This is a genomic window from Hwanghaeella sp. LZ110 (assembly GCF_048892525.1).
Classification (GTDB): domain Bacteria; phylum Pseudomonadota; class Alphaproteobacteria; order UBA8366; family Aestuariispiraceae; genus Pacificispira.
This window is the reverse complement of the sequence record NZ_JBLZHT010000001.1, coordinates 391387-412016: the sequence shown is the minus strand read 5'-3', so window position 1 is coordinate 412016 and position 20630 is coordinate 391387. Positions and strand designations below refer to the sequence as shown.

Here is a 20630-nt window from a genome sequence, read left to right as displayed (position 1 = left end):
GTAAAATTGCGACTCTTATATGGGAAGCCCAATTAACTTTGCCACATTTTTTATAATATTTTTCGTAAAATTTTATATAATTTTTTAAAACCGTGTTCAGAAAATTCTGCATTTTCTGATTTGAGCATATTTCCCAGAACGCATTACATAAATTGAAACAAGAAATTCTAAAATATTATCAAAGCGCTAGCACTACATCTGAAAAGTCTAGCGTTCTCGCAGTGCAGCCCGCATTGAGCGAACATAGGGGTCTAAAATATATTGGGCTATGCGGCGCTGGCCAATGATGATGCTGCTGGACACGCGCATCCCCGGATACAAACGATACTCTAAATCACCATCTTTGAACATCTGGGCTGCGGTTTCTATGCGCACCGAGTAGTAGGGAACACCGTCTTCATCCAGTAATGCATCAGGACTGACACCCACCACAGTTCCGTCCAATTTGCCAAATCGCGCCGCATCAGAGGAAGTAAGGCTGATCTGTGCCGACTGTCCGGGGCGGACGAATCCGATATCATCCAGCGGCATTCTGGCATCAATCACCAGCCGCTCTTCCATAGGCACAATTTCCGCCAGAACATCCCCGGCGCGCACCACGCCCCCGATCGTGCTGACCGCGATGGTCTTAACAATCCCCGCGACCGGCGAGCGAATGATCATGCGGGACTGGCTGTCTTCAAATTTCCGCAGACGTTCGCTCAATTCCTGAAACTCGCGTTCTGATGCGTTCAACTGCGCGCGGGCTTCTTCGGTAAACTTCTCGGCAATTTCCGTCAGCCTCGCCTGGGCCTCTTCCATGCCTGCGCGCGTGCGTTGCGCCATGGCACGGTCTTCCTTGACCCGCCCCTCCAGCGTCGCAAGATCCTTCAACAGGTTGATATGGGTCATGCGGTTGGTGATATTCTGTTTCAACAGCGTATCGGATATCTTGATCTGTTCCTGCAGAAACCCTCGGGTGGCCGCTGCGGTTTCAAGACGTGCGGATACTTCTGCGATTTCCTGACGACGCTGGGCGATCAACTGGCGCTGAACATTAAACTCCGCCGCAAGGCGCTTGCGCCGCGTTTCCATCAATTGGCGGGCCGCCTCAATTTGATCGGGCACACGTTCTATCAGGTCCTCTGGGAAATCGGCATCGCTTCTGCCTGCCAGTTCTGAATTCAAACGCGCAATTTCAATCCGCAGGCCAGTCAGACGTGCCCTCAGCTCTGCAACTTCCGCATCAATCTGGGTTGAATCCAGTACGAACATGATCTGTCCAGGTTCAACGATTTCACGTTCCTGCACTTGGATATCCGCAACAATGCCGCCTTCCAGATGTTGGATTTGGCGCACGCGGCTGGCGGGCACGACTTCCCCCACTGTGGCGCTGACGATGTCCAGGCTGCCAAACCAGGTCCATACCGCAAAGGCCACAACAAAGGCCCCCGCCAACACGATAAAGCCCACTGCCCCGGTGGCTGATTCAATTGGCGATTTATCCTGTTTCACAGTCATCATGCCGACCTGTTTCTACACTGTACCCGCGTCATTGCGCTGCTTTCGCCCGAGGCTTAGGCGCGGGATTTTGACCGCGCGCGCCCGCGTTCCAATCTTTCGATGCGCCGGGGTTTTCCTTGGACAGAACCTTAACGGTCGGCCGTGGCTTCGCATCCAGATCCACCAGTATCTGTGCCCCCCGAATGATCTGCTGATCGTGGGATGAAACGATGATTGTCCGACCCGCCCGGGCCAGTTGGATCAGGGATTCGTAGACCTGACGAATGCCCTCTTCATCCATCCCCTCGGTCGGTTCGTCAAAGATCACCAAACGCCCGCCAGAGGCCAGTGCGCGCGCCACGGCGAGCCTGCGGCGCACCCCCCGGGCCAGGGTCATCCCATTATTCGTGATCAGGGTATCAAGACCCTTTTCCGTCTCGTGAACGAACCGGGCGGCACCGCTGCGCTCCAGAATCGCCTCCAGCACTTCATCGGTCAGATCGGGCTTTAGCATGCGCAGATTATCGCGAATGGTGCCATTAATGAAGGTCGGTTCCTGTGGCAGATAAACCAGTTGCCGCCGCCACCATGCGGGCACCAATTGCCGCAGATCGACACCATCGGCCAGAATCTGCCCCCGATCCGGTTGGATCAGCCCCGCAATCAATCGGGCCAAGGTCGTCTTTCCCGCCCCGTTGCGCCCCACCAGCGCGACCACGGCGCCCGGGTCCAGGCGGATCGACAGATCCTCAAACAAGGGCGTCGGGGCGCCAGGGGGTGTATAGGCGACATCCCGAATTTCCAGTGCCCCACTGTAATCGCGCAAGGCGGATCCTTCACTGGGTTCCACCGGCAGGCCTACCAGCGCCCGTGCACGATCCATAGCCAGGCGGGATCGGACCAGCGCTTCTGACAATTGCGCAAACCGGGTGACCGGCTGCAACGCCCGCGCACCCAGTAAGTTGGCACCAATCATCGTGCCCACATCCAATTCTCCCCGCACCACCATCGCCGCCCCGACACCGATGACGGCAACACTCATAATGCCCTGCGCACTTTGTGTTAAAGACTGCAGCCCCCCCTGACGACGCGCCAAGCGCCGCCGCAACGCCTGCACCACCTGCAGGTTCTTTGCCCAATCTTCGATCAAGCGATGGCCCGCACCAAAGGCCCTGACACTTTCCGCTGTTGAAGTCGTTGTGCTGATCAGCCCATGCCCAATCGATTGATGTTCTGCAATTTTCTTACTCATGGGTCGCAGCACGATCTGATTGGTCACCCCCAGAATCGCAACGACACATATCGTCGTGAATACAATGCCCGCCAGAATAGGGCTGAACAGAAAGATCGCGCCCACATACAACAAGGCAAAGGGCAGATCGAAAATTGCTGTCATATTCGGGGCGGAAAATGCGCTTTCCACCTGCTCAACGCCTGACAATGCCTCCCGACGCTCTCCGGATGGAACTTTCTCCAAATCGCTGAGGCGCGCGGTCGTCAGGACGCCATAGGCGCCAACGCCCAGATTATGATCCGGTTCTCCAGACAAAGTGGCCGCAAGCTTCAAACGGCTCCATCGAAATCCGAGTTCGAAAAGAATCGCCAACAGCACGCCGCTGGTCAGCGTGAACAAGGTCGAATCAACGCCATGGGAAACGTAGCGATTAAGAACCTGAATGACATAAAGCGAAGAGGCCAACCCCAGAACATTCGCCAACAGTGATGCGATCAGGATCAGCATTGCCTGTGTGGGTCTGCGCTGCAACCGTGCCCAAAGCTCACCCATTTTCTGCGCGCCCCATTATGCGGACCTCCCAACAGGCCGAAAACCAAAAGTCCCTTCCATCATTCATACCGTGGTCGGGTCTGGGTCATTGTGCCCAATTAAACAGCGGGTTGTCGAGTTCCCCTTTTGGTGCAGCTTCCGCGTCCGGTATGGGGTCAGAATCCGTTGCAGCCCCACCCGTCGAGGACTCCGCCGGGGATGGGTCTGTCGGCTGCGGTATCGGTTCAACTGACGCGCGCGGCGGTTCATTGGGCGGATCAGGCCGCGGCAAGGATGGCGCATTGGCAGGGTCGGGAACAGGGTCGGTGTCCGTTTCGAAACTGGGAGGGGCCTCCAACATGCTGCGCAAGCCTTCCTGAGTCTGCGCTGGCGGTTCCGCTGGAACCTTTGGCGCATCGGGCGTCAGTGCAGAGGTTGGGGGTTCCGTTGGCGCGGTTAAGGATGATTGTGGGGCTGGCGGCGTAAAAACGCTGCCATCCTGGCCCGTTTCCTGACTGGAATTGATCTGGGACGGATCAAGCGGGGCCGACGGATCCAAGGTGCCCCCTTGACCGGTGGGGGACAGCAGTAAATCCATTGCCGGGTCTGGCGCCATCTGGTCAGACAGGGTCGCGATCGGCGCCAGCATTTCAGAGCGATCCGGGCGCGGCACTGTTTTGATCACATCATATTCCAGCGCGCCCGCAGCGGACAGCAATTCCACCATTGCCAATAACACCTCCGCCTCTGCAGCAACCGCATCACTTTGTGCATTGATCAGCGACGTTTCACCCGCCAGAACATCGATCAAGGATCGTTGACCCAGGCTGCGTTCCTGAATGGCGACTTCAAGGAAGGCGCGCGCAATGCCGGCCTGATCGAACAGATATCCAGACCGCAGGCGCGCCGTTTCCAATTGTTTCCAGGCATTGCGAACGCGCTCTTCAATGGTGCGTTCCAAATCCCCCATGGTCCGTGTCGCAGCCACTTCATCCGATTGCGCCGCCCGCAATGTATTGATGGAGGTGAATCCCAGATTAAAGGGGAAGCTGAGTTGCAGCTTAATCGACGATTCGTTCTTGCGCCCAATGGTGCCACCATCGTTTTTCAGCATGCTGCGCTCGCCGATCATTTCAAATGTCGGGGTGAAGTTTTCTGCTTTGGCGGCAATGCGATCCTGTTGCGCGATGGATATATCCAGACTGGTCAATCGAATTTGCGGGTTGCCGCTGAAAGCCTGCTGCAGCGCTGCATCCAGGCTTTCGGGAACAAAGCTGCGGTCGATATCAATGCCGGGCATAACGGCCAGATCACCGGGAACATCCCCGAATACGGCACGATATCGATTCAGCGCCAATTCGTAGTTACCCTCTGCATCGACACGACGGGCCTGGGCTCCTGCTAATTGCGTTTTCGCCTGCAGCAAATCAGTTGAAAGACCTGACCCCGCTTCGATGCGTGCTTCTTCCAGCCCGGTCTGTTTGCGAATGTTCTCTTCTGATCGTTGCGCAAACCCGACTATTTCAGCGCTGCGCAGAAGATTGATGTAAGCAGAAATCGCCTCTGCCGTCAGGTCCTGGCGGACTTGCACAAGTCCGATTTCGGATTGGGTGAACTCCAGCCGCGACCGCTCGATTGAGGCATTGCTGGCCCCGAAGTCCCACAGCAATTGCGTGATCGTGGCTGTGAGGTCCTGGCCTGGTTCGGTCTGGGTCGCCTGACCGGTGCGTTCCAATCGATAGCGTTCAACACCCGCCGTCAGGTTCAGATTGGGATACCAGACCCCCAAAGCGACCAGAGATCGTTGCCGCGCCGATTCCACCTGGGCCCGACTGGCCTGGACCCGATCATGATTTTCAACAGTTTCAGAGATCAATTGTTCGAGGGGTTCTGCGCGCGCACCTACGCTCCCGCCCAGGCAGGTTAAGATAAAAACCGCAATCCCAATGAAGCGCGCTGCCTTCATTCCCTCTATCCACGAGCAATCTTGCCCGCATTATATGGCACAGAGGGCGCTGCACCGTCAGCAAATCCGCGCCAGCCCCCCCAATGCCGATAAAGACGCAACCACCCCCTAGAGCGGATCGGTCCACATTCAATTCCTACCCAATGCGCGCAAGGCTGGTCCATTTGCCCGCTTCGTCCTTGACCCCACTGTAGGGCATACTATGCCCTTCTTACATGATTTTAAACAAATCCGAGAGAAAAGACCAAACCGTTGCACCTTATTTACGAGACATAGTGGCAAGAAACGACGAGTCTCTCTATCTTATGAGTCTAGTACTGTTGGGAATCCCTAAATTTCCCGCCTGTCGGACGAAAGAGATATTTATGACCCGCTATCAAGCACGCACTTACCCTTCCAATTCCCATACTGCGGGTTGCTCGCCGTGGAAATCCTTCCCGGCACGCGCACTGCTCAGCGGCCTGGGAATGATGATGGCCGCGACCATCACGGCCCCTGCCGCCAGGGCGGATGTTACAAATGACCCCTTACCGAAACAGATGCACAGCATCTATGGGGCCTATCTTGCCGCAGGCCAGGCGGAAACAGAGAATGATTTTTTACGCGCGGCTGATTTGTTGGACCAAATTCTTTCCAATGACCCAGATGATCCGCTGTTACAGCGCCGCGGGATGCTGGCGAACCTGCATGCCGGGCACATCGACCGAGCGATAGAATTGGCGCGCCCCCAGATTGTTGTCTATCCCAGTGAGGTTGATATCGCGGCGCTGACACTGGCGGTCGGTGCCATGATGCACGAAGACTGGGATCGTGTGTTGAAAGTCCTGAACCCGGCGCGTCGCATCGCAATGGCACGATATTCAACCCCGATCCTGGCGGCCTGGGCGGAATTTGGAAAGGGCGATGCCGATGCCGCGATCCTGATGCTGGATGGACTGAATGAGGACCCACAGGCCAAGGCGATCCATGACCTGCACGCCAGCATGATCTTTTTAGCGGCCAATCGTCCTGCCGAGGCAGAGGCGCTGTTATCCCCAACGGCAGATAATCTGGAGGCCGCCCCGAACGCAATCATCCGTGCCCTGGCGCGGGCGAAACAAATGCAGGGAAATATCCAAGGAGCCAGCGATCTTCTGAAAGGTTATCAGGCGCTGCATCCGGATAATGATCTGGTTGCCAATGACATTGCCCAAATGGATGAGGGAAAGACGCTGTCCCCTATCATGGCAACGCCGCAACAAGGGGCGGCGGAGGCGCTGATTGACCTGTCATCCCAGATCCAGCGACAGGTGCCCCTGGTCGCTTTGCGCTATGCCCGGCTGGGCGTTTATCTGGATCCCGAGAACGAATTCGGCCGTATGGTGGTTGCCGTGTTGCTGCAAGGCCTGAAACAGGATGATGCGGCAATCAGTGTCCTGAATGAAATCCCGGAAGGCTCCCGCTACAGCTGGGATGCAAAGATGCGGATCGCCGACAGCATGATCCAGTTAAAACAGGATGATGCCGTGATCGACTGGCTGGAAAACCTGGCTAAGGCCCGGCCAGATGACCTGACTGCCCTGAACAAACTGGGCCTGATCATGCGCATTCAGGGGGAGTTTGAAGATGCCAAAGAGTATTATATACGCGCCCTGGAGCGCGTGAAGACCGTAACCCCGGACGACTGGACCCTGTATTACTTCTTAGGCATCACCGAAGAGCGGACAGACAACTGGCCGGCCGCAGAGAAAGCCCTGAAACAGGCGCTGGAACTGTATCCGGATCATCCCGCCGTCCTGAATTATCTGGGCTATAGCTGGATTGATCAGGGGATCAATGTTGAAGAAGGCCTGGACATGATCGAACGCGCCGTAGCCCAAAGGGCCAATGATGGCAATATCGTCGACAGTCTGGGCTGGGCCTATTATCGATTGGGTGATTATGAAGAGGCCGTTATCCACTTGGAGCGGGCGGTTCAATTATTGCCTTCAGAAGCCGTGATCAACGATCATCTGGGGGATGCTTACTGGAAGGTGGGCCGATACTTCGAAGCCCGCTATCAATGGGGACATGCCTTGACCCTGGACCCGGAAGAGGACCTGCGCGCCACTGTTGAGGAAAAGTTGGAAAAGGGCCTGGATGCGGTTGATTCAGCCTCCAGCAAATAGCGCAGCCCGATGTCCACAGTCTCGCCGCCTCTCTCCGCCCTTGCGCCCGCGAAGGTGAATCTCAGCCTGCGCATCACCGGGCGCCGGGTCGATGGCTACCATCTGCTGGACAGCCTTGTCGCCTTCACGGATTTCGGGGACCGGATCGATGTTTCTGCTGCGGACCGGCTGACCCTGACCGTTCAGGGGCCTTTCGCGGATGCGGTTCCCAGAGACGAAAGCAATCTGGTGTTGAAAGCCGCACAACGCCTTGCCCAGGCGGCGGGCATAGAGGCCAGGGCGCAGATTACCTTGACCAAGACCCTGCCTGCGGCTGGTGGCATTGGTGGCGGGTCGTCCGATGCGGCAACGGCTTTACGCCTGTTGATCCAGCACTGGTCGTTGAGCCTGCCTTCGGAGGATCTGAACCGATTGGCCTTGGCGCTTGGGGCCGATGTCCCGGTCTGTCTGATCAGTAAGCCCTGTCGCATGACCGGGATTGGGGAGGATCTTTCCCCCCTGCCGCCCTTACCGCGCCTTGGCATCGTATTGATCAATCCGGGTCGCCCGTGTGAGACACCGGCTGTCTTTCGGGCAAGGTTCGGCCCGTTTTCTGAAAAAGCCCTGGCATTCAATCCGGGCAAGACCGCCCAGAGTCTGGCAGAGGCGTTGCAGCAGGAACCCAATGATCTGACCGAGGCAGCAATGCAAATCTGCCCCTCCATCCGTCAGGTTCTTGGTCATTTAGACGGGTCACCGGGCATTCTGTTATCCCGCATGTCGGGCAGCGGGGCCACCTGTTTTGGGCTGTATGACTGCCCCGACCAGGCCCAGAAGGCCGCCTCGGACCTGGCCCATCCCGGCTGGTGGGTCGCGGCTGGTGGCCTGGCAGGATAAGGTCATGACACAGCAGGACCCATCCCCGTATCGCCTGCTGGTCTGTGTTAATCCTGTTGGCAGCAACAAGCCCAGCTGTGGCGGGGATCGGGACTCGAACGCGCTGGCCGACACATTGGAAGCGGGCATTCGGGCGCGCCGCATCAATGCGCGGCTGTCCCGCATCATCTGCCTGAATCGCTGCCTGAAAGGCCCCGCCATGCGTATCGCGCCAGGCGGTGATTTCTTTCTGCAGGTCCAGCCCGATCACATTCCCACCATTCTGGACAGGCTGGAAGCATTGGCAGGGCAACTGCCAGACGGCATCGACCCGACAGACCCTGACACGGACGACCCGACCGGGTTTGGGCATTATTTTCCTGGTCAATAGTTTGTTTTTTGTTCTTATTAATATTGATATTTGAATTAATATTCATTATAAACCCCATGATTAGACGGTTTCCAGCATTATCATGACGGGTTGTTGGGGGGTATATGGGACAGATTTATGCAAGAAGGGCAGTCTCCGGCTTCATGCCGGTGCGCGGCGCGCTGGTGTTTCGCACGCAGGAAGGCCTGACACAGCAAGGATTTTCCACACGCGGCATTGATGGGATCTTCGGGCGCGGCACACAGGCGGCGCTGACCGCCTTTCAACACGACAGCGGATTGCCTAACAGTGGCGCTATGGATGAAGACACATGGCCGGTGTTGTTTCCAACCAGCGAAAAACCCACGGATTTCGACCTTGCGCTGGCGCTGACCAGCACCTTTGAAGGGCATGGATTTCAAAAGGCTGTTGGAAATTTTGACGGGGCGGGCGTCACCTGGGGCATCATCGGATTCACTTTGGCTGGCGGGGAATTGGCAAAAGTATTAAGCGCCATCGACTCCAATACATCAGACACGCTGGACCGGGCCTTCGGGGCGATGGCATCAGAACTGCGCGATGTTCTGACGCGTCCACGGGCCGACCAGATCACCTGGGCCGACGGTATCAGCCTGGGCGCACAAAAGCTTCATTTGCGGGAAGACTGGGCCAGTGGCTTTGCCAGGCTGGGCGCGACAGAGGCTGCGCAGAATGCCCAGATCGATCGCGCCCGCACCAAATACTGGTCCATCGCCCAGCGCGACGCGGATCGCTATGACCTGACCGACCCGCCAGGTCGGGCCTTGTGTTTTGACATCGCGGTGCAGAATGGTGGCATCAATGAAGGCCCCCAGATCCAAAAGGCCCTGGCCGAAGAGATCGACCCGACGCCCCAACGCCGCCGCGAAATCATCGCTGAGCAAGTCGCCCTGGGGTCCCGAAAACTCTATCAGGAGGATGTTCGCAGCCGTAAGATGACGCTGGCCACCGGACAAGGCACCGTCCATGGCGGTCGCTTCAACACTGCGGATTGGGGAATAACAGATCTGGTCTCAGATAATGATACGAGGACCCCCCCACTTTAGAGGAAGCCTAGATCGCAGGTCCGTTGTCCATGGCCCCCTAAAAGCGAGAGAGTGCTTTATTGGTTGAATCGCTGAGGTCGGTCCAAGCTTTTTCGACGCCCAATTTAATATCTTCCCAGGCACCATCCCCGGCATCGCGAAGATCATCTAGTTTATCGCGCACACTTTCCTGCTGTGCACGCAACGCCTCGATCTCTTTATAATAGGCTAACTGGGTGTCCCCTTCGGCCTGATCCGCCTTGGCTTTCAATTTATCTATGTCAGCACGCCATTCAGCCAAGCGACCCTTTAGTTTTTTTTCGTATGCATCCTTAGCGCTCATTCTGATCTCCTTCGATAGTATTCGTCGATGATTGTCGATACAGACGTATTGATCATTTGCGAAATTTCAATGTTATCTTTTAATAACGCTTCATTACAAAGTGGCTTTCTTTCAGTAATTTGTGGATAAAATAACTTATTATCGAATGATAATTCCCTAATTTCAGGACAAAAGTTAAAATTTAGAATATATTAAACGCATACTACGATTCGTACGATAACACCTGTTGACAGGGTTAATTTTGTTACTAAGTCTTTATTAAAGTTTTTATGACAAACCTATGAAAATTATTTTATTGGTTGTGTGAATTCTGAAAGGAGAGCCCGAAACATACTATCACCAGAAATACCATTTTTGTGAATTATAGTTATGTTTTGGTATGAAAGCGTATGCGTTTGACTGTCAGACTTTAAGGATCGCTTTCGCGCCTGGCGATATTCCAAGCGCAACCATGATCGGGGATGTCTTAACAGAGACGCACAGGACAACCTTGTTGGGTCTGCACAGACGGAAACATGGGAAACCGCCCGCAGAGAAGTCTAACAAGGGTGATCCCGAATTCTCAGAAAGGAAATGGAAGCATTATGAGCCAACAAAATGAAAATACGACGGAACAGCCTGACCCTAAAGATAACCGCGACCAGCCAGAAAAGCTAAGCGGTGTCGATGCGCGGCAAGGAAAGATCGTGTTGAAATCAAAATGGCAGCGGGGTCTCGTCATCGGAATATTTGCTGTCGGCATAGTGTTGCTGGGCATTGTGGCAGTCAGCATCGCACCGTAGGAAATTTACCACGCCTTGAATACCACTAGAAGCGACCGCAACTGCCATGATCACAAGAGGCTGGCTGTTACTGCCAATAGACCGATGGGTCGTTCAAATTCTTCTCAACCAGCGGCGCGATGAATTGATGGGCCTGCAACAGCGGGGCCAGCGCGGCTTGCTGTCGGCTTAACATGTAGACGCCAATTGATCCCTGCAAAAAGGCGGTCTGACTGTCAGGAAAGGTCGCAACCACTTCCTCATGTGACCAGTCGTCTTTGACATGCACTTCATAGGGGTTCCCGTTGATCTCGTCCTGCGGGTAGTGAACGATTGGGATGGAAACCAGCAGATAGCGCGTATGCGTCAGGATGCGATCAACCAGCGCTTCCGCCTCCTGCTTTTCCATATGCTCCAGAATATCGCCACAGAAGACCAGATCGATGGGCCCCTTTACCTGATCCCAATCAAACAAACGTGCATCGACCTGATGCACCGTGTCATAGCGGTCTGTCAGATTGAACTCATCAATATAGGGCTGCCACACTTCAACGGCGTGCCAGTCACAGTCTGGCATATGCCCGCGCAGCAATTCGCTATACGTGCCGCCCCCTGCCCCGATATCGACAACACGCCGGATCAGTCCGGCCTGATAGAGCTTCTGAACCAGGACAGCCGTGTACAGTTTCCCAAATTGCGACGAACCGCTCATGCCTTTTCCTTTGCACCCGATAAGAGCCGCAGCATGCCATAAGCGAGGGATTTGTCGAACCAGGAAACTGGAGCGGGTGAAGGGAATCGAACCCTCGTATGCAGCTTGGGAAGCTGCCGTTCTACCATTGAACTACACCCGCATGCGACCCTGACGCGCCGACAGTTCGGGTTATAGACGCGCCAGGGTGCCACAATCAAGCAGGATGTCGTGTTATCGGTTGGTCATTTGATCGGCACGGGGGTGACTGTGCCCGATTGGCGCGACAGGCTGCCATCTTCATATTCGATGCCCATCAGCGCCAGGGGAACGACGGGTCCGCCCATATCCAATTCCCGCACCGGTTCAACGCGAAAGCCAAACGGGGCGTAATAGCCGGGATCACCGATGATCAGGATCGCCGGCGCGCCGGACAGGCGCACCGCATCCATCCCCTTGCGCACCAGCCCGCGCCCAATGCCCAATCCGCGCAGTTCCGGGCGCACGGCCAATGGTCCCAGCAGGGGAACGACCTGACCATTGGGCAGGCAAACCGGCCAGAACCGGATGGAGGCCACCATTTCCTTGGATTTCTTGGCGACGAAACAGAATTGCGGCATCGGCGCGCGCTGGTCACGGAACCGCACCACATTGCGGGAATGACGACCGGGCCCAAAGGCCAGGTCCATCAGGGTTTCTATATCAGCCGCATCAGCGGCGGTTTCTTTGGTCAGGGCATATCTCATTGACGCTCTCGTCCTCTAATCAACATCATATTCAGGGGAAATCGAGGGCGTCAGGGGTGTGAACTGTAACGTTACCAAAAGGTTGCGTTCAACCGTCCCATTCCCCGCGCACCGTCGATATCGGCACAACGCAGGCCGCTCCGGCCCAGACAAGGGGCGGGTGCGGCGCAGCTTCGTCGCGCATCAGATCGGAAAGAGGATGGTCGTTGAGACACGGTTTTCTCGTCGCTTCTTAGTGTGCAAAACGACGCTATCACGGCTTTTGCCAGTGCACAATTCTGTGTTCACCCTAAATTGACCAGCCGTGCGCTGGTATCCAGGTCCCGCCTGCACTAGGCTTGTAGCAATTAGAAAAACACCAGTCCATAGGGGGTTCCAGAATGCTGTTTAGCGAAAGCGGTCTTAAGAAAATCATGCTGGCGGTCGGTTTGCTGGCCGCATTTCAGCTTATACCCCCTGCACAGGCACAGGAGTGGTCACAGATTGAACAAAAGGCGCGCGGTCAGACAGTGTATTGGAACGCCTGGGGCGGAGATGAGGCGATCAACGCCTATATCCGCTGGGTCGGGGAGCGTGTGGCGGCAGACTATGGCGTAACCGTTGAGCATGTGAAGCTGGCAGATACGGCTGACGCCGTGCGCAAGGTGGTTGCTGAGAAATCGGCCGGGCGGAATGACGGCGGGTCGGTCGACCTGATCTGGATCAATGGCGAAAATTTTAAGGCGATGAAGGATCAGGCCCTGTTACACGGCCCGATTACCGACACATTGCCCAATTACGCCCTGATCGATACCAAGGCCAATCCCGCCGTGGAATTGGACTTCACGATCCCGACCGAGGGGCTGGAATCCCCCTGGGGTCAGGCGAAGCTGGTCTTCATATATGACAATGCGATTGTTCAGGATCCGCCCAAGACGATGATGGCATTGCAGGCCTATGCCTTGGCACATCCCGGCCGCGTGACCTATCCGGCGCCGCCGCAATTCCTGGGCACAACATTCCTAAAGCAGGCTTTGTATGAATTGGTTGAAACGCCCGATGCCCTGCTGCAGCCAGCGGGGGATAACTTTGAGTCCGTAACCGCGCCGCTATGGGCCTATCTGGATAAAATTCACCCGGCCCTGTGGCGAGAGGGACGTGACTATCCCGATGGTGATGACGCGCTGATCCGTCTGCTGGATGAAGGAGCGGTTGATTTTGCCCTGTCCTTCCATCCCGGGCGCGCATCGTCGGCCATCACGCAGGGACTTTTGCCTGATACGGCACGGACATTCGTTCTGGATGGCGGCACGATCGGCAACACGCATTATGTCGCCATCCCCTATAACGCCGCCCATAAAGAAGGGGCCATGGTATTGGCCAATTTCCTGCTGTCCCCGGAGGCCCAGGCGCATAAGCAGGATCCCGATATCTGGGGTGATATGACCGTGCTGACCATGGACAAGCTGGCCCCAGAAGGACGCGCCCTGTTTGATGCCCTGCCCCGCGGCATCGCGACACTATCTCCTGCGGAACTGGGCCCGACCCTGCCGGAGCCGCACCCCAGTTGGATGACGCGGATCGAAAACAAGTGGCTGGAGCGGTATGGCAGTTGATGTCATCCCGGCGAAAACAGAGGCCGGGTGGTGGCGAAAAGGATTGAGCATCCGCTGCGCCCCACCCCTGACCCTGTTGATATTTCTGGGGCCGGTTGCCGCCGGGTTGATTGGGACACTGCTGCCCGCCTTTGGCTATCTGCCCGCCTTGGGGGGCGACCATTTTTCGTTTGACCCATGGCGCGCCCTGGCCGGCTATCCAGGCGTTGAAACGGCCGCGCTGCGCAGCCTGGTGACTGGGCTGGTAGCGACCGGTCTGTCGGTAGCCTTGGTCCTGTACTTCATCGCGGCCTTTCACGGCACGGCCTGGTTCCAATGGGCCAGAACCGTGCTGGCCCCGCTGCTGTCGATCCCCCATGCCGCGATGGCAATGGGGTTGGCCTTTCTACTGGCGCCCAGCGGATGGATCGTGCGGCTGATATCCCCCTGGGCGACAGGATTTGATCGCCCCCCTGATCTGGCCCTGGCACCGGACCCCTATGGCTGGAGTCTGGTGCTGGCATTGGTGATCAAAGAGGTACCTTTCCTGTTTCTAATGACCCTGGGGGCCCTGGGACAGATCCCGGCGCAAAAATCCATGCAGATTGCGCAATCCCTGGGTTACGACCGTCCGACCGGATGGCTGAAAACGGTGCTGCCGCAACTCTATGGGCAAATCAGATTGCCAATTTTTGCCGTATTGGCCTTTTCCGTCTCCGTGGTGGATGTGGCATTGATCCTGACGGTCACACCCTCGCCGACTTTGGGTGTTCTGATCCTGCGCTGGGCCAATGATCCGGATCTGTCGCAGAATTTTGTGGCCGCAGCGGGGGCCTGTATTCAGTGCCTGCTTGTCCTGTCCGCAATTGGCTTTTGGGTCATGGGGGAACAGATCGTGTCCTGGTTGGGCCTGGCCTGGATCCGAAAAGGCAGTCGACGCGCGCCACGCGGGGTAAAACAACTGACCCTGACTGGAATGAGTCTGGCAGCAGGTCTGGGAATTGCCGGGTTGATAGGGTTGGTGATCTGGTCATTTACCCAACGGTGGCGCTTTCCCGACACACTGCCCAGCACCTGGAGTCTGGACAATTGGGGACGCGGCTTCGGGCGGGTGGCGGAACCCCTGACGACAACACTATGGGTGGGGCTGGCGGCGGCTGGCGTGGCCCTGATTCTGGTCATTCTGTGCCTGGAAGCGGAACAAAGGACCGGTCGCCGCCCCACGCACAGGGCATTGTGGTTGCTGTATCTCCCCTTAATCGTGCCACAGATCGCCTTTCTATTCGGCGCTCAGATATTGATGGTGGTGGTTGGCATCGATGGCCATTGGGCCGGATTGATCTGGGCCCATCTGCTGTTTGTCCTGCCTTACATCTTCCTGTCACTCTCAGAACCCTATCGCGCATTGGACCCTCGATTTTCCAGAACGGCCGCCTGTCTGGGGGCCAGTCCATGGCGTATTTTCCGACAGGTCAAAATGCCCATGCTGCTGCGCCCGATTCTGATCGCCTTTGCGGTTGGCTTCGCCGTCAGCGTTGGTGAATATCTGCCCACAATATTTGCCGGGGCCGGTCGCCTGACCACATTGACAACAGAGGCTGTCGCCCTGGCGGGTGGGGGAGACCGCCGCCTTATCGGGACGCTGGTTGTTCTGCAATCCATTCTGCCGCTGATTCTGTTCGCGATTGCGGCGGCAGCACCCTTTCTGATCCACCGGTCCGCCTTTGCAGGGAAGAAACGCTTGTGACTGTGACAGAGGGATTGACCCTGAACCATGTAAGCCTGTCTGTCGGTGGCACCAGCCTGTTTGCCCCCCTATCGCTGTATGTGCCACCCGGGCAGGTCACGACAATCATGGGGGCCAGCGGGTCCGGGAAATCAACACTACTCTCTGCAATTTGCGGCACGTTGGATCCTGCCTTTACCCTGAAGGGCACAATCGGGCTGAAGGGGCGCGATATAACAGGCCTGCCGCCTCAGACCCGCAGGGCTGGCATTCTGTTCCAGGATGATCTGCTGTTTCCGCATCTAAGCGTCGCCGACAATCTGGCCTTTGGTCTGCCGGTGGGCCTTGATCGCAGGGAACGCGGCGACCGCATTCGCGCCGCCTTGGCGGATGCAGGCCTTGAAGAATTCGGGGCACGCAACCCGTCCACATTATCCGGTGGCCAGCGCGCGCGGATCGCCTGTCTTCGCGCCCTGCTGGCCGAACCCGATGCGCTGTTGCTGGACGAGCCGTTCTCAAAACTGGATAGCCAGTTGCGGGATCGGTTCCGACAATTTGTATTCGACCATGCATCGGACCAAAACCTGCCTGTTCTGCTGGTGACCCACGACCCTGCCGATGCAACCGCTGCGCGGGGTAAAACTGTCCATTTATCGCAATAGCCTATCTCTTATCAGTCTAGACAAATAAAGCGCATCGAAATTATGGCGCTTGGTAGCAAAAATACCACATAAATGCCCATATCTAAGTCTGGATATCCATCCCCAATCACTTTATACTCCTTGACATTATGGGGTTGTCCCACCACTTGCGTGTATTATCGCTGGTGAGTCAGCGTGTCATGAATTTCGGTAAACGAAGGATCGTGATACATAAAGTTTCAAGCGTCCTGTCCTTGCAATCCACCAGTGGGGTGAGAGAAAGGAAAGACGCTAGTCAGAATCCGCAAAGGGGGATTTTAAGATGTTAAAGCGTTTGATCGGCCTAATTGGTGGCGCCGCTCTTCTCGCCGGGTGCTCGGTTTATGGTAATCTGGAAGAACTTCAGAAAACCGAACCGCAAGGCACCGCCTTCACGAAGGCCTTGGCCAAAGAATACCAAGCATTCTCAGAATTCGAAATGTACGATATGCGCGATTATGTCGACGCGGATCATTTCGCACGCAAGGGCCTGCGGGCTGCTGCGGGTGAAGTGGTTCTGCCCGAAGAAATCGCAAATTGGAACGAACCTGCTGATCGCATCAAGGTTCTGGCCGCTGCACGCGAACGTCTGATCAAAGGCCTCGACAGTGGTGGACGTGAAAATTATCCGATGGAAGCCGCAACCGCCCAGGCCAAATTTGATTGCTGGGTTGAGCAGCAAGAAGAAAACCATCAGCCCGAAGACATTGCAGAATGCATGAAGGAATTCATCGCTGCGATGGAAGTTCTGGAAACCAAAATGGCTCCTGCGCCAGCACCGGCACCTGCCCCTGCTCCGGCACCGGAACCAATGATGGAACCGGCAAACTTCATTGTCTTCTTCGGCTTTGATATGGACAATGTGAACGAAGGCGCTGCACAGGTTCTGAACCTGGTCGGATCCAAGTTCGGCGATTACAAAGATGGTCAGATCATGCTGATCGGTCACACAGATACCGCAGGGTCCGCGACGTATAACGAGGCTCTCTCGCTGCGTCGTGCGAACAATGTCCGGTTCAAACTGATCGAACTGGGTGTTCCTGCTTCTGTAATCGGCGTTGAAGCCCGTGGTGAGAGCGAGCCTCTCGAAGCCACCGGTGACGGCGTTCGCAATCCTCAGAACCGTCGTGTGGAAATCACCATCAAGTGATTGACTGACGGGCTGTAAGGGTAGCCTGGCTGCCCGAAGAGACTGTAGCGTAAAGAAAGGCCGGGAGGTATTGCCCCCCGGCCTTTTTCTTTGTCTCACGTCGAACCTGTCGGCAGGGAACTCTTTTAGGGTTTTCAGGGCGCGTCTTCCCCGGCATGGTTTGACACCACCACCTCAAAACCTTGTGAAACGAATGCATTACGAATCCATCACAGAGAACATCAAAGTTGCCGTTGAGCCCGTCTATCTGGACAATCAATCGTCGCCATCGGATAGTCACTTCGTCTGGGCCTATACCGTCCATATCGTAAATTTAAGCGCCCAGCCGGTGCGCCTGATCAATCGATACTGGCGCATCACAAATGCCAACGGCCATACAGAGGAAGTCAGCGGACCCGGCGTTGTTGGAGAACAGCCCCTGATCTCTCCCGGCGATAGTTACGAATATACCAGTGGCGCGCCGTTGAGCACGCCGTCGGGGATCATGTCCGGACATTACGAGATGCAATCGGCAAATGGTGGACTGTTTAAGATTAATATTCCGGCATTTTCACTTGATAGTCCCCATCAGGCGATCCATCTGAATTAAATGAACGTACTGATGCATGGTGCACGGGCTGATTAACAGGTCGTGAGAAGCAAGACAGTCCGGGGCAGATCCCACCAAATCGCTGGGGCAATAAAAATTAAGGATTCTCTGATGAATGCCATTCAATCGGTTGATGGGACACGCACCAGCAAGGGTGACCCCGAGTCGCGCCCGTCTCGTGAAGAGGCGGAAGCTGCGGTTCGCACCTTGCTTTTATGGGCGGGCGACGATCCGGATCGCGAAGGCCTGCTCGGCACGCCGGATCGGGTTGTCCGTTCCTACGAAGAGTTCTTTGCCGGCTATGCAGAAAACCCAACAGACATGCTGTCGCGGACGTTTGAAGAAACCGAAGGCTATGACGAAATGGTGCTGTTGCGCGATATCCCGTTTGAAAGCCATTGCGAACATCACATGGTCCCGATCATCGGAACCGCGCATGTCGCCTATTTGCCGAAACTGCGTGTCGTTGGCATTTCAAAACTAGCGCGTACCGTAGAAATCTTTGCGAAACGCTTGCAGATTCAGGAGAAAATGACGGCCCAGATCGCCGATGCGATACAGCAGGCTCTGGACCCCAGGGGCGTCGCCGTTGTTGTGAACGCCCAGCATCAATGCATGACGACGCGCGGTGTAAAAAAACCCGGTGTTGGTATGATAACCAGCCGCATGCTGGGAGCTTTTAAAGAGGATCGTTCCTTGAAGGCTGACTTTATGGCATTGATAGGGAGTGGTGCGGCCCAGTAAACCCAAATCCCACCAATCCCAGTTATTGTCATAATGTCAGATTTCGAGATCCGATATCCCAATAGAGTTGGTTTTTGCAGCGGCTTGGACAAATTGTTCAAAGGCTGGCTTCTCCAGCGGACGTGAATAATAGTATCCCTGCGCCTCTGCACAGGGCAGTGATTTTACATATTCCGCCACTTCACTGGTCTCAATTCCTTCGACGGTAACCTGCAAATTCATATCCCGCATCAAATTGATAATATTGTTTAACAACCGATTGGACTTATCGTCATAAGGAACTCCAGTCAGGAACGAACGGTCCACCTTAGCCCGCGTGGCCATGACATCCCGCAGCATCCCCAGCGAGGAATTTCCTGTGCCGAAGTCATCTATGGCGATGGATATCCCCATTTTCTGAAGCGCCGCAACGGCTGCGAAAGCGACCTTGGGATTGCGCGTCAATGTGGTCTCGGTAATCTCAAACTCCAGAGAGGATGGAGAAATATCGAATGTCTCAAGTGATCGTTTTACGAAATCAACGAAATTACCGCGTTCCAATTGCTTGGGCGAAATGTTCACCGCCAGCTTAACTTTAGACAATACGGGATCACGCTTCCATTCCTGTACCGCAGCGCAGGCTTCCAGGAATATGAATCGACCAATTCCTTCGATCAGATCCGCGCTTTCCGCAACCGGGATGAATTGTCCCGGCGGAACCATCGTCCCATCGGCCTTTCGCCAGCGAATCAAACACTCCGCCGCGACACAGGTTTCATTCGGCAGACTTATTTTTGGCTGAAACACAGGATAGAATTCATGACGTTGCACCGCCTCACGAATTTGATGCACCATCGCGGACGTCTCCAGGACGCGGGAAACCACCTCTTCAGTCAACAAATAGACTTCGCCGCGATGCCAATTTTTGGCTTCATAATACGCCATATCGGCATACCGAATCGCCATGCCAGGTTCATCGGCCATTAAAGGAATTTCTAATCCCCCTGCCGTCCCACTGATCGCCACCCGCGCATTGCCAAATTCAAACGGATCCTCAAACGCGGTGGAGATAACCTTCTGCACCTCGATCACCTGAGAGGCGGCGGTTTCACGCGGGGGGATTTCAACAAGCGCAGAAAAGCGATCACCACTACCGCGCCCAAAAAACTCCCATTGGCTCGTAAGTTTCGCCAATCGGTCCCCAACCAGTCGAATAATGCTGTTACCATCTTCCATCCCAAATGTGGAATTGATGGCGCGCATCTGGTCGATTCCGATTTCAATCATCAGGAATCGGCGTCCTTGATCCACATACTGGGCGTAAACGGTGTTCAGACAGTGAACCAGCGCCTCACGTTTGGGCAGACCGGTCAATTGATCATAATAAATGGAATTATCAGCCGCCAGATTAAGGTCATTTGGAAGGCTAAGGTCCCGCAAAAACAGATAATGAATCAGATACCCCTTCACCGGATGCTCGGCAACACGCAAGTAAATATTAAAATGGGTGCCATCAGCGCGGCAGGCTACAACCTGACTTAAATGAGGATATCCAGCATCCGACGCAGTGACATCACTGCTTTTGCCCCTTTCGACGCCAGAAAGCCACGCATTCTTTCCCGGAAGAATTGTTCTAACAGGCTTGTCAATCAGATCGCTTTCCAACTGGCAACCAAACATGGTGACAGCCATTTGATTAGCAAAAACAATATGTTGTGCCTCATCAATTGCGATCACAGCGTCATGGCTTTGACTGAACAAACCACTCAGCCGCTTGATTTCATCTGCGAGCGTCGTACCACCCCCAGAAACTCGGCGATTTAAGTTTAGCATATGCCGGTTCAACTCCTCCCGACGGGTGCCCGAAAGCAAAACATCCTATAGAAGTACCGCACCAACTCTTAATTAAAGGTAAAGCATCAATAGTTTTCTGGTTCAGGGGCATTCGTCCCGATCCGCTGGTTTCTTAACGAAAAGAAAGCTATGGTCGGCGGATGT

18 protein-coding genes and 1 tRNA gene are annotated in these 20630 nt (G+C 55.5%); 11 read left to right on the top strand and 8 right to left on the bottom strand.

Features of this window, described 5'->3' with window-relative positions; all coding sequences use genetic code 11:
* Nucleotides 1–207 precede the first annotated feature (207 nt).
* From ACOSDM_RS01820 to ACOSDM_RS01810, 3 genes are all read right to left on the bottom strand, one after another.
* Nucleotides 208–1503: an HlyD family type I secretion periplasmic adaptor subunit gene (locus ACOSDM_RS01820; RefSeq protein WP_420722765.1), complete on the bottom strand. Its 1296-nt coding sequence runs from the start codon at nt 1501–1503 to the stop codon at nt 208–210.
* Nucleotides 1504–1531: 28 nt separating this feature from the next.
* Entirely contained in the window at nt 1532–3268 is a 1737-nt protein-coding gene (locus tag ACOSDM_RS01815; protein ID WP_420722764.1) for a peptidase domain-containing ABC transporter, read from the bottom strand.
* A gap of 85 nt (nt 3269–3353) precedes the next feature.
* Nucleotides 3354–5213, bottom strand: a complete 1860-nt coding sequence (locus ACOSDM_RS01810) for a TolC family protein (RefSeq protein ID WP_420722763.1) — start codon at nt 5211–5213, stop codon at nt 3354–3356.
* 365 nt (nt 5214–5578) lie between these two features.
* Here ACOSDM_RS01810 and ACOSDM_RS01805 point away from each other — a divergent pair, with 365 nt between their 5' ends.
* From ACOSDM_RS01805 to ACOSDM_RS01790, 4 genes are all read left to right on the top strand, one after another.
* Entirely contained in the window at nt 5579–7360 is a 1782-nt protein-coding gene (locus tag ACOSDM_RS01805) for a tetratricopeptide repeat protein (protein ID WP_420722762.1), read from the top strand.
* 9 nt (nt 7361–7369) lie between these two features.
* Nucleotides 7370–8236 (top strand): 4-(cytidine 5'-diphospho)-2-C-methyl-D-erythritol kinase, encoded by an 867-nt coding sequence (locus tag ACOSDM_RS01800; protein ID WP_420722761.1) that lies wholly within the window; start codon nt 7370–7372, stop codon nt 8234–8236.
* Nucleotides 8237–8240: 4 nt separating this feature from the next.
* Nucleotides 8241–8606, top strand: coding sequence for a (2Fe-2S) ferredoxin domain-containing protein (locus tag ACOSDM_RS01795; protein ID WP_420722760.1), 366 nt, complete (start codon nt 8241–8243; stop codon nt 8604–8606).
* 104 nt (nt 8607–8710) lie between these two features.
* A complete protein-coding gene (locus ACOSDM_RS01790) occupies nt 8711–9670 on the top strand; it encodes a peptidoglycan-binding protein (RefSeq protein ID WP_420722759.1) in 960 nt (319 codons plus the stop codon).
* 37 nt (nt 9671–9707) lie between these two features.
* On the opposite strand, the gene ACOSDM_RS01785 is transcribed toward ACOSDM_RS01790, so the two are convergent.
* Nucleotides 9708–9992, bottom strand: coding sequence for a coiled coil domain-containing protein (locus tag ACOSDM_RS01785; RefSeq protein WP_420722757.1), 285 nt, complete (start codon nt 9990–9992; stop codon nt 9708–9710).
* A gap of 584 nt (nt 9993–10576) precedes the next feature.
* On the opposite strand from ACOSDM_RS01785, the gene ACOSDM_RS01780 reads away from it, so the two are divergent.
* Complete coding sequence (locus tag ACOSDM_RS01780; protein ID WP_420722755.1) at nt 10577–10774, top strand: hypothetical protein; 198 nt, start codon at nt 10577–10579, stop codon at nt 10772–10774.
* Nucleotides 10775–10841: 67 nt separating this feature from the next.
* Here ACOSDM_RS01780 and ACOSDM_RS01775 read toward each other — a convergent pair whose 3' ends face one another.
* The 3 genes from ACOSDM_RS01775 to ACOSDM_RS01765 form a co-directional block, all read right to left on the bottom strand.
* On the bottom strand, nt 10842–11465 hold the full coding sequence (locus ACOSDM_RS01775) for a class I SAM-dependent methyltransferase (RefSeq protein ID WP_420722754.1): 624 nt from the start codon (nt 11463–11465) through the stop codon (nt 10842–10844).
* Between the two features lie 68 nt (nt 11466–11533).
* Nucleotides 11534–11607: transfer RNA gene (locus ACOSDM_RS01770), tRNA-Gly, on the bottom strand.
* 82 nt (nt 11608–11689) lie between these two features.
* A complete protein-coding gene (locus ACOSDM_RS01765; protein WP_420722753.1) occupies nt 11690–12190 on the bottom strand; it encodes a GNAT family N-acetyltransferase in 501 nt (166 codons plus the stop codon).
* Nucleotides 12191–12570: 380 nt separating this feature from the next.
* Between ACOSDM_RS01765 and ACOSDM_RS01760 the strand changes: the two genes are divergently transcribed.
* The 6 genes from ACOSDM_RS01760 (at nt 12571) to folE (ending at nt 18653) form a co-directional block, all read left to right on the top strand.
* Nucleotides 12571–13785, top strand: a complete 1215-nt coding sequence (locus tag ACOSDM_RS01760) for an ABC transporter substrate-binding protein (protein WP_420722752.1) — start codon at nt 12571–12573, stop codon at nt 13783–13785.
* Nucleotides 13775–15511, top strand: a complete 1737-nt coding sequence (locus ACOSDM_RS01755) for an ABC transporter permease (protein WP_420722751.1) — start codon at nt 13775–13777, stop codon at nt 15509–15511. Before ACOSDM_RS01760 ends, ACOSDM_RS01755 begins: the two co-directional genes overlap by 11 nt.
* A complete protein-coding gene (locus ACOSDM_RS01750; RefSeq protein WP_420722750.1) occupies nt 15508–16152 on the top strand; it encodes an ATP-binding cassette domain-containing protein in 645 nt (214 codons plus the stop codon). The genes ACOSDM_RS01755 and ACOSDM_RS01750 overlap by 4 nt, the downstream gene beginning before the upstream one ends.
* A gap of 301 nt (nt 16153–16453) precedes the next feature.
* Nucleotides 16454–17320, top strand: a complete 867-nt coding sequence (locus ACOSDM_RS01745; protein ID WP_420722749.1) for an OmpA family protein — start codon at nt 16454–16456, stop codon at nt 17318–17320.
* A 193-nt stretch (nt 17321–17513) separates the two neighbouring features.
* Nucleotides 17514–17909: a Co2+/Mg2+ efflux protein ApaG gene (gene apaG / locus ACOSDM_RS01740; protein ID WP_420722748.1), complete on the top strand. Its 396-nt coding sequence runs from the start codon at nt 17514–17516 to the stop codon at nt 17907–17909.
* A gap of 111 nt (nt 17910–18020) precedes the next feature.
* Entirely contained in the window at nt 18021–18653 is a 633-nt protein-coding gene (gene folE, locus ACOSDM_RS01735) for a GTP cyclohydrolase I FolE (protein ID WP_420722746.1), read from the top strand.
* 36 nt (nt 18654–18689) lie between these two features.
* Here folE and ACOSDM_RS01730 read toward each other — a convergent pair whose 3' ends face one another.
* Nucleotides 18690–20465 carry an EAL domain-containing protein gene (locus ACOSDM_RS01730; protein WP_420722745.1) on the bottom strand — a complete coding sequence of 592 codons (1776 nt, stop codon included), beginning with the start codon at nt 20463–20465 and terminating at the stop codon, nt 18690–18692.
* Between the last annotated feature and the right edge of the window lie 165 nt (nt 20466–20630).

Coding starts and splice junctions, on each gene's coding strand:
- ACOSDM_RS01755 (WP_420722751.1), top strand. CDS start 13,775: ATGGCAGTTGATGTCATCCCGGCGAAAACAGAGGCCGGGTGGTGGCGA.
- ACOSDM_RS01765 (WP_420722753.1), bottom strand. CDS start 12,190: ATGAGATATGCCCTGACCAAAGAAACCGCCGCTGATGCGGCTGATATA.
- ACOSDM_RS01795 (WP_420722760.1), top strand. CDS start 8,241: ATGACACAGCAGGACCCATCCCCGTATCGCCTGCTGGTCTGTGTTAAT.
- ACOSDM_RS01805 (WP_420722762.1), top strand. CDS start 5,579: ATGACCCGCTATCAAGCACGCACTTACCCTTCCAATTCCCATACTGCG.
- ACOSDM_RS01800 (WP_420722761.1), top strand. CDS start 7,370: ATGTCCACAGTCTCGCCGCCTCTCTCCGCCCTTGCGCCCGCGAAGGTG.
- apaG (WP_420722748.1), top strand. CDS start 17,514: ATGCATTACGAATCCATCACAGAGAACATCAAAGTTGCCGTTGAGCCC.
- folE (WP_420722746.1), top strand. CDS start 18,021: ATGAATGCCATTCAATCGGTTGATGGGACACGCACCAGCAAGGGTGAC.
- ACOSDM_RS01810 (WP_420722763.1), bottom strand. CDS start 5,213: ATGAAGGCAGCGCGCTTCATTGGGATTGCGGTTTTTATCTTAACCTGC.
- ACOSDM_RS01820 (WP_420722765.1), bottom strand. CDS start 1,503: ATGATGACTGTGAAACAGGATAAATCGCCAATTGAATCAGCCACCGGG.
- ACOSDM_RS01790 (WP_420722759.1), top strand. CDS start 8,711: ATGGGACAGATTTATGCAAGAAGGGCAGTCTCCGGCTTCATGCCGGTG.
- ACOSDM_RS01775 (WP_420722754.1), bottom strand. CDS start 11,465: ATGAGCGGTTCGTCGCAATTTGGGAAACTGTACACGGCTGTCCTGGTT.
- ACOSDM_RS01815 (WP_420722764.1), bottom strand. CDS start 3,268: ATGGGTGAGCTTTGGGCACGGTTGCAGCGCAGACCCACACAGGCAATG.
- ACOSDM_RS01760 (WP_420722752.1), top strand. CDS start 12,571: ATGCTGTTTAGCGAAAGCGGTCTTAAGAAAATCATGCTGGCGGTCGGT.
- ACOSDM_RS01780 (WP_420722755.1), top strand. CDS start 10,577: ATGAGCCAACAAAATGAAAATACGACGGAACAGCCTGACCCTAAAGAT.
- ACOSDM_RS01745 (WP_420722749.1), top strand. CDS start 16,454: ATGTTAAAGCGTTTGATCGGCCTAATTGGTGGCGCCGCTCTTCTCGCC.
- ACOSDM_RS01785 (WP_420722757.1), bottom strand. CDS start 9,992: ATGAGCGCTAAGGATGCATACGAAAAAAAACTAAAGGGTCGCTTGGCT.
- ACOSDM_RS01730 (WP_420722745.1), bottom strand. CDS start 20,465: ATGCTAAACTTAAATCGCCGAGTTTCTGGGGGTGGTACGACGCTCGCA.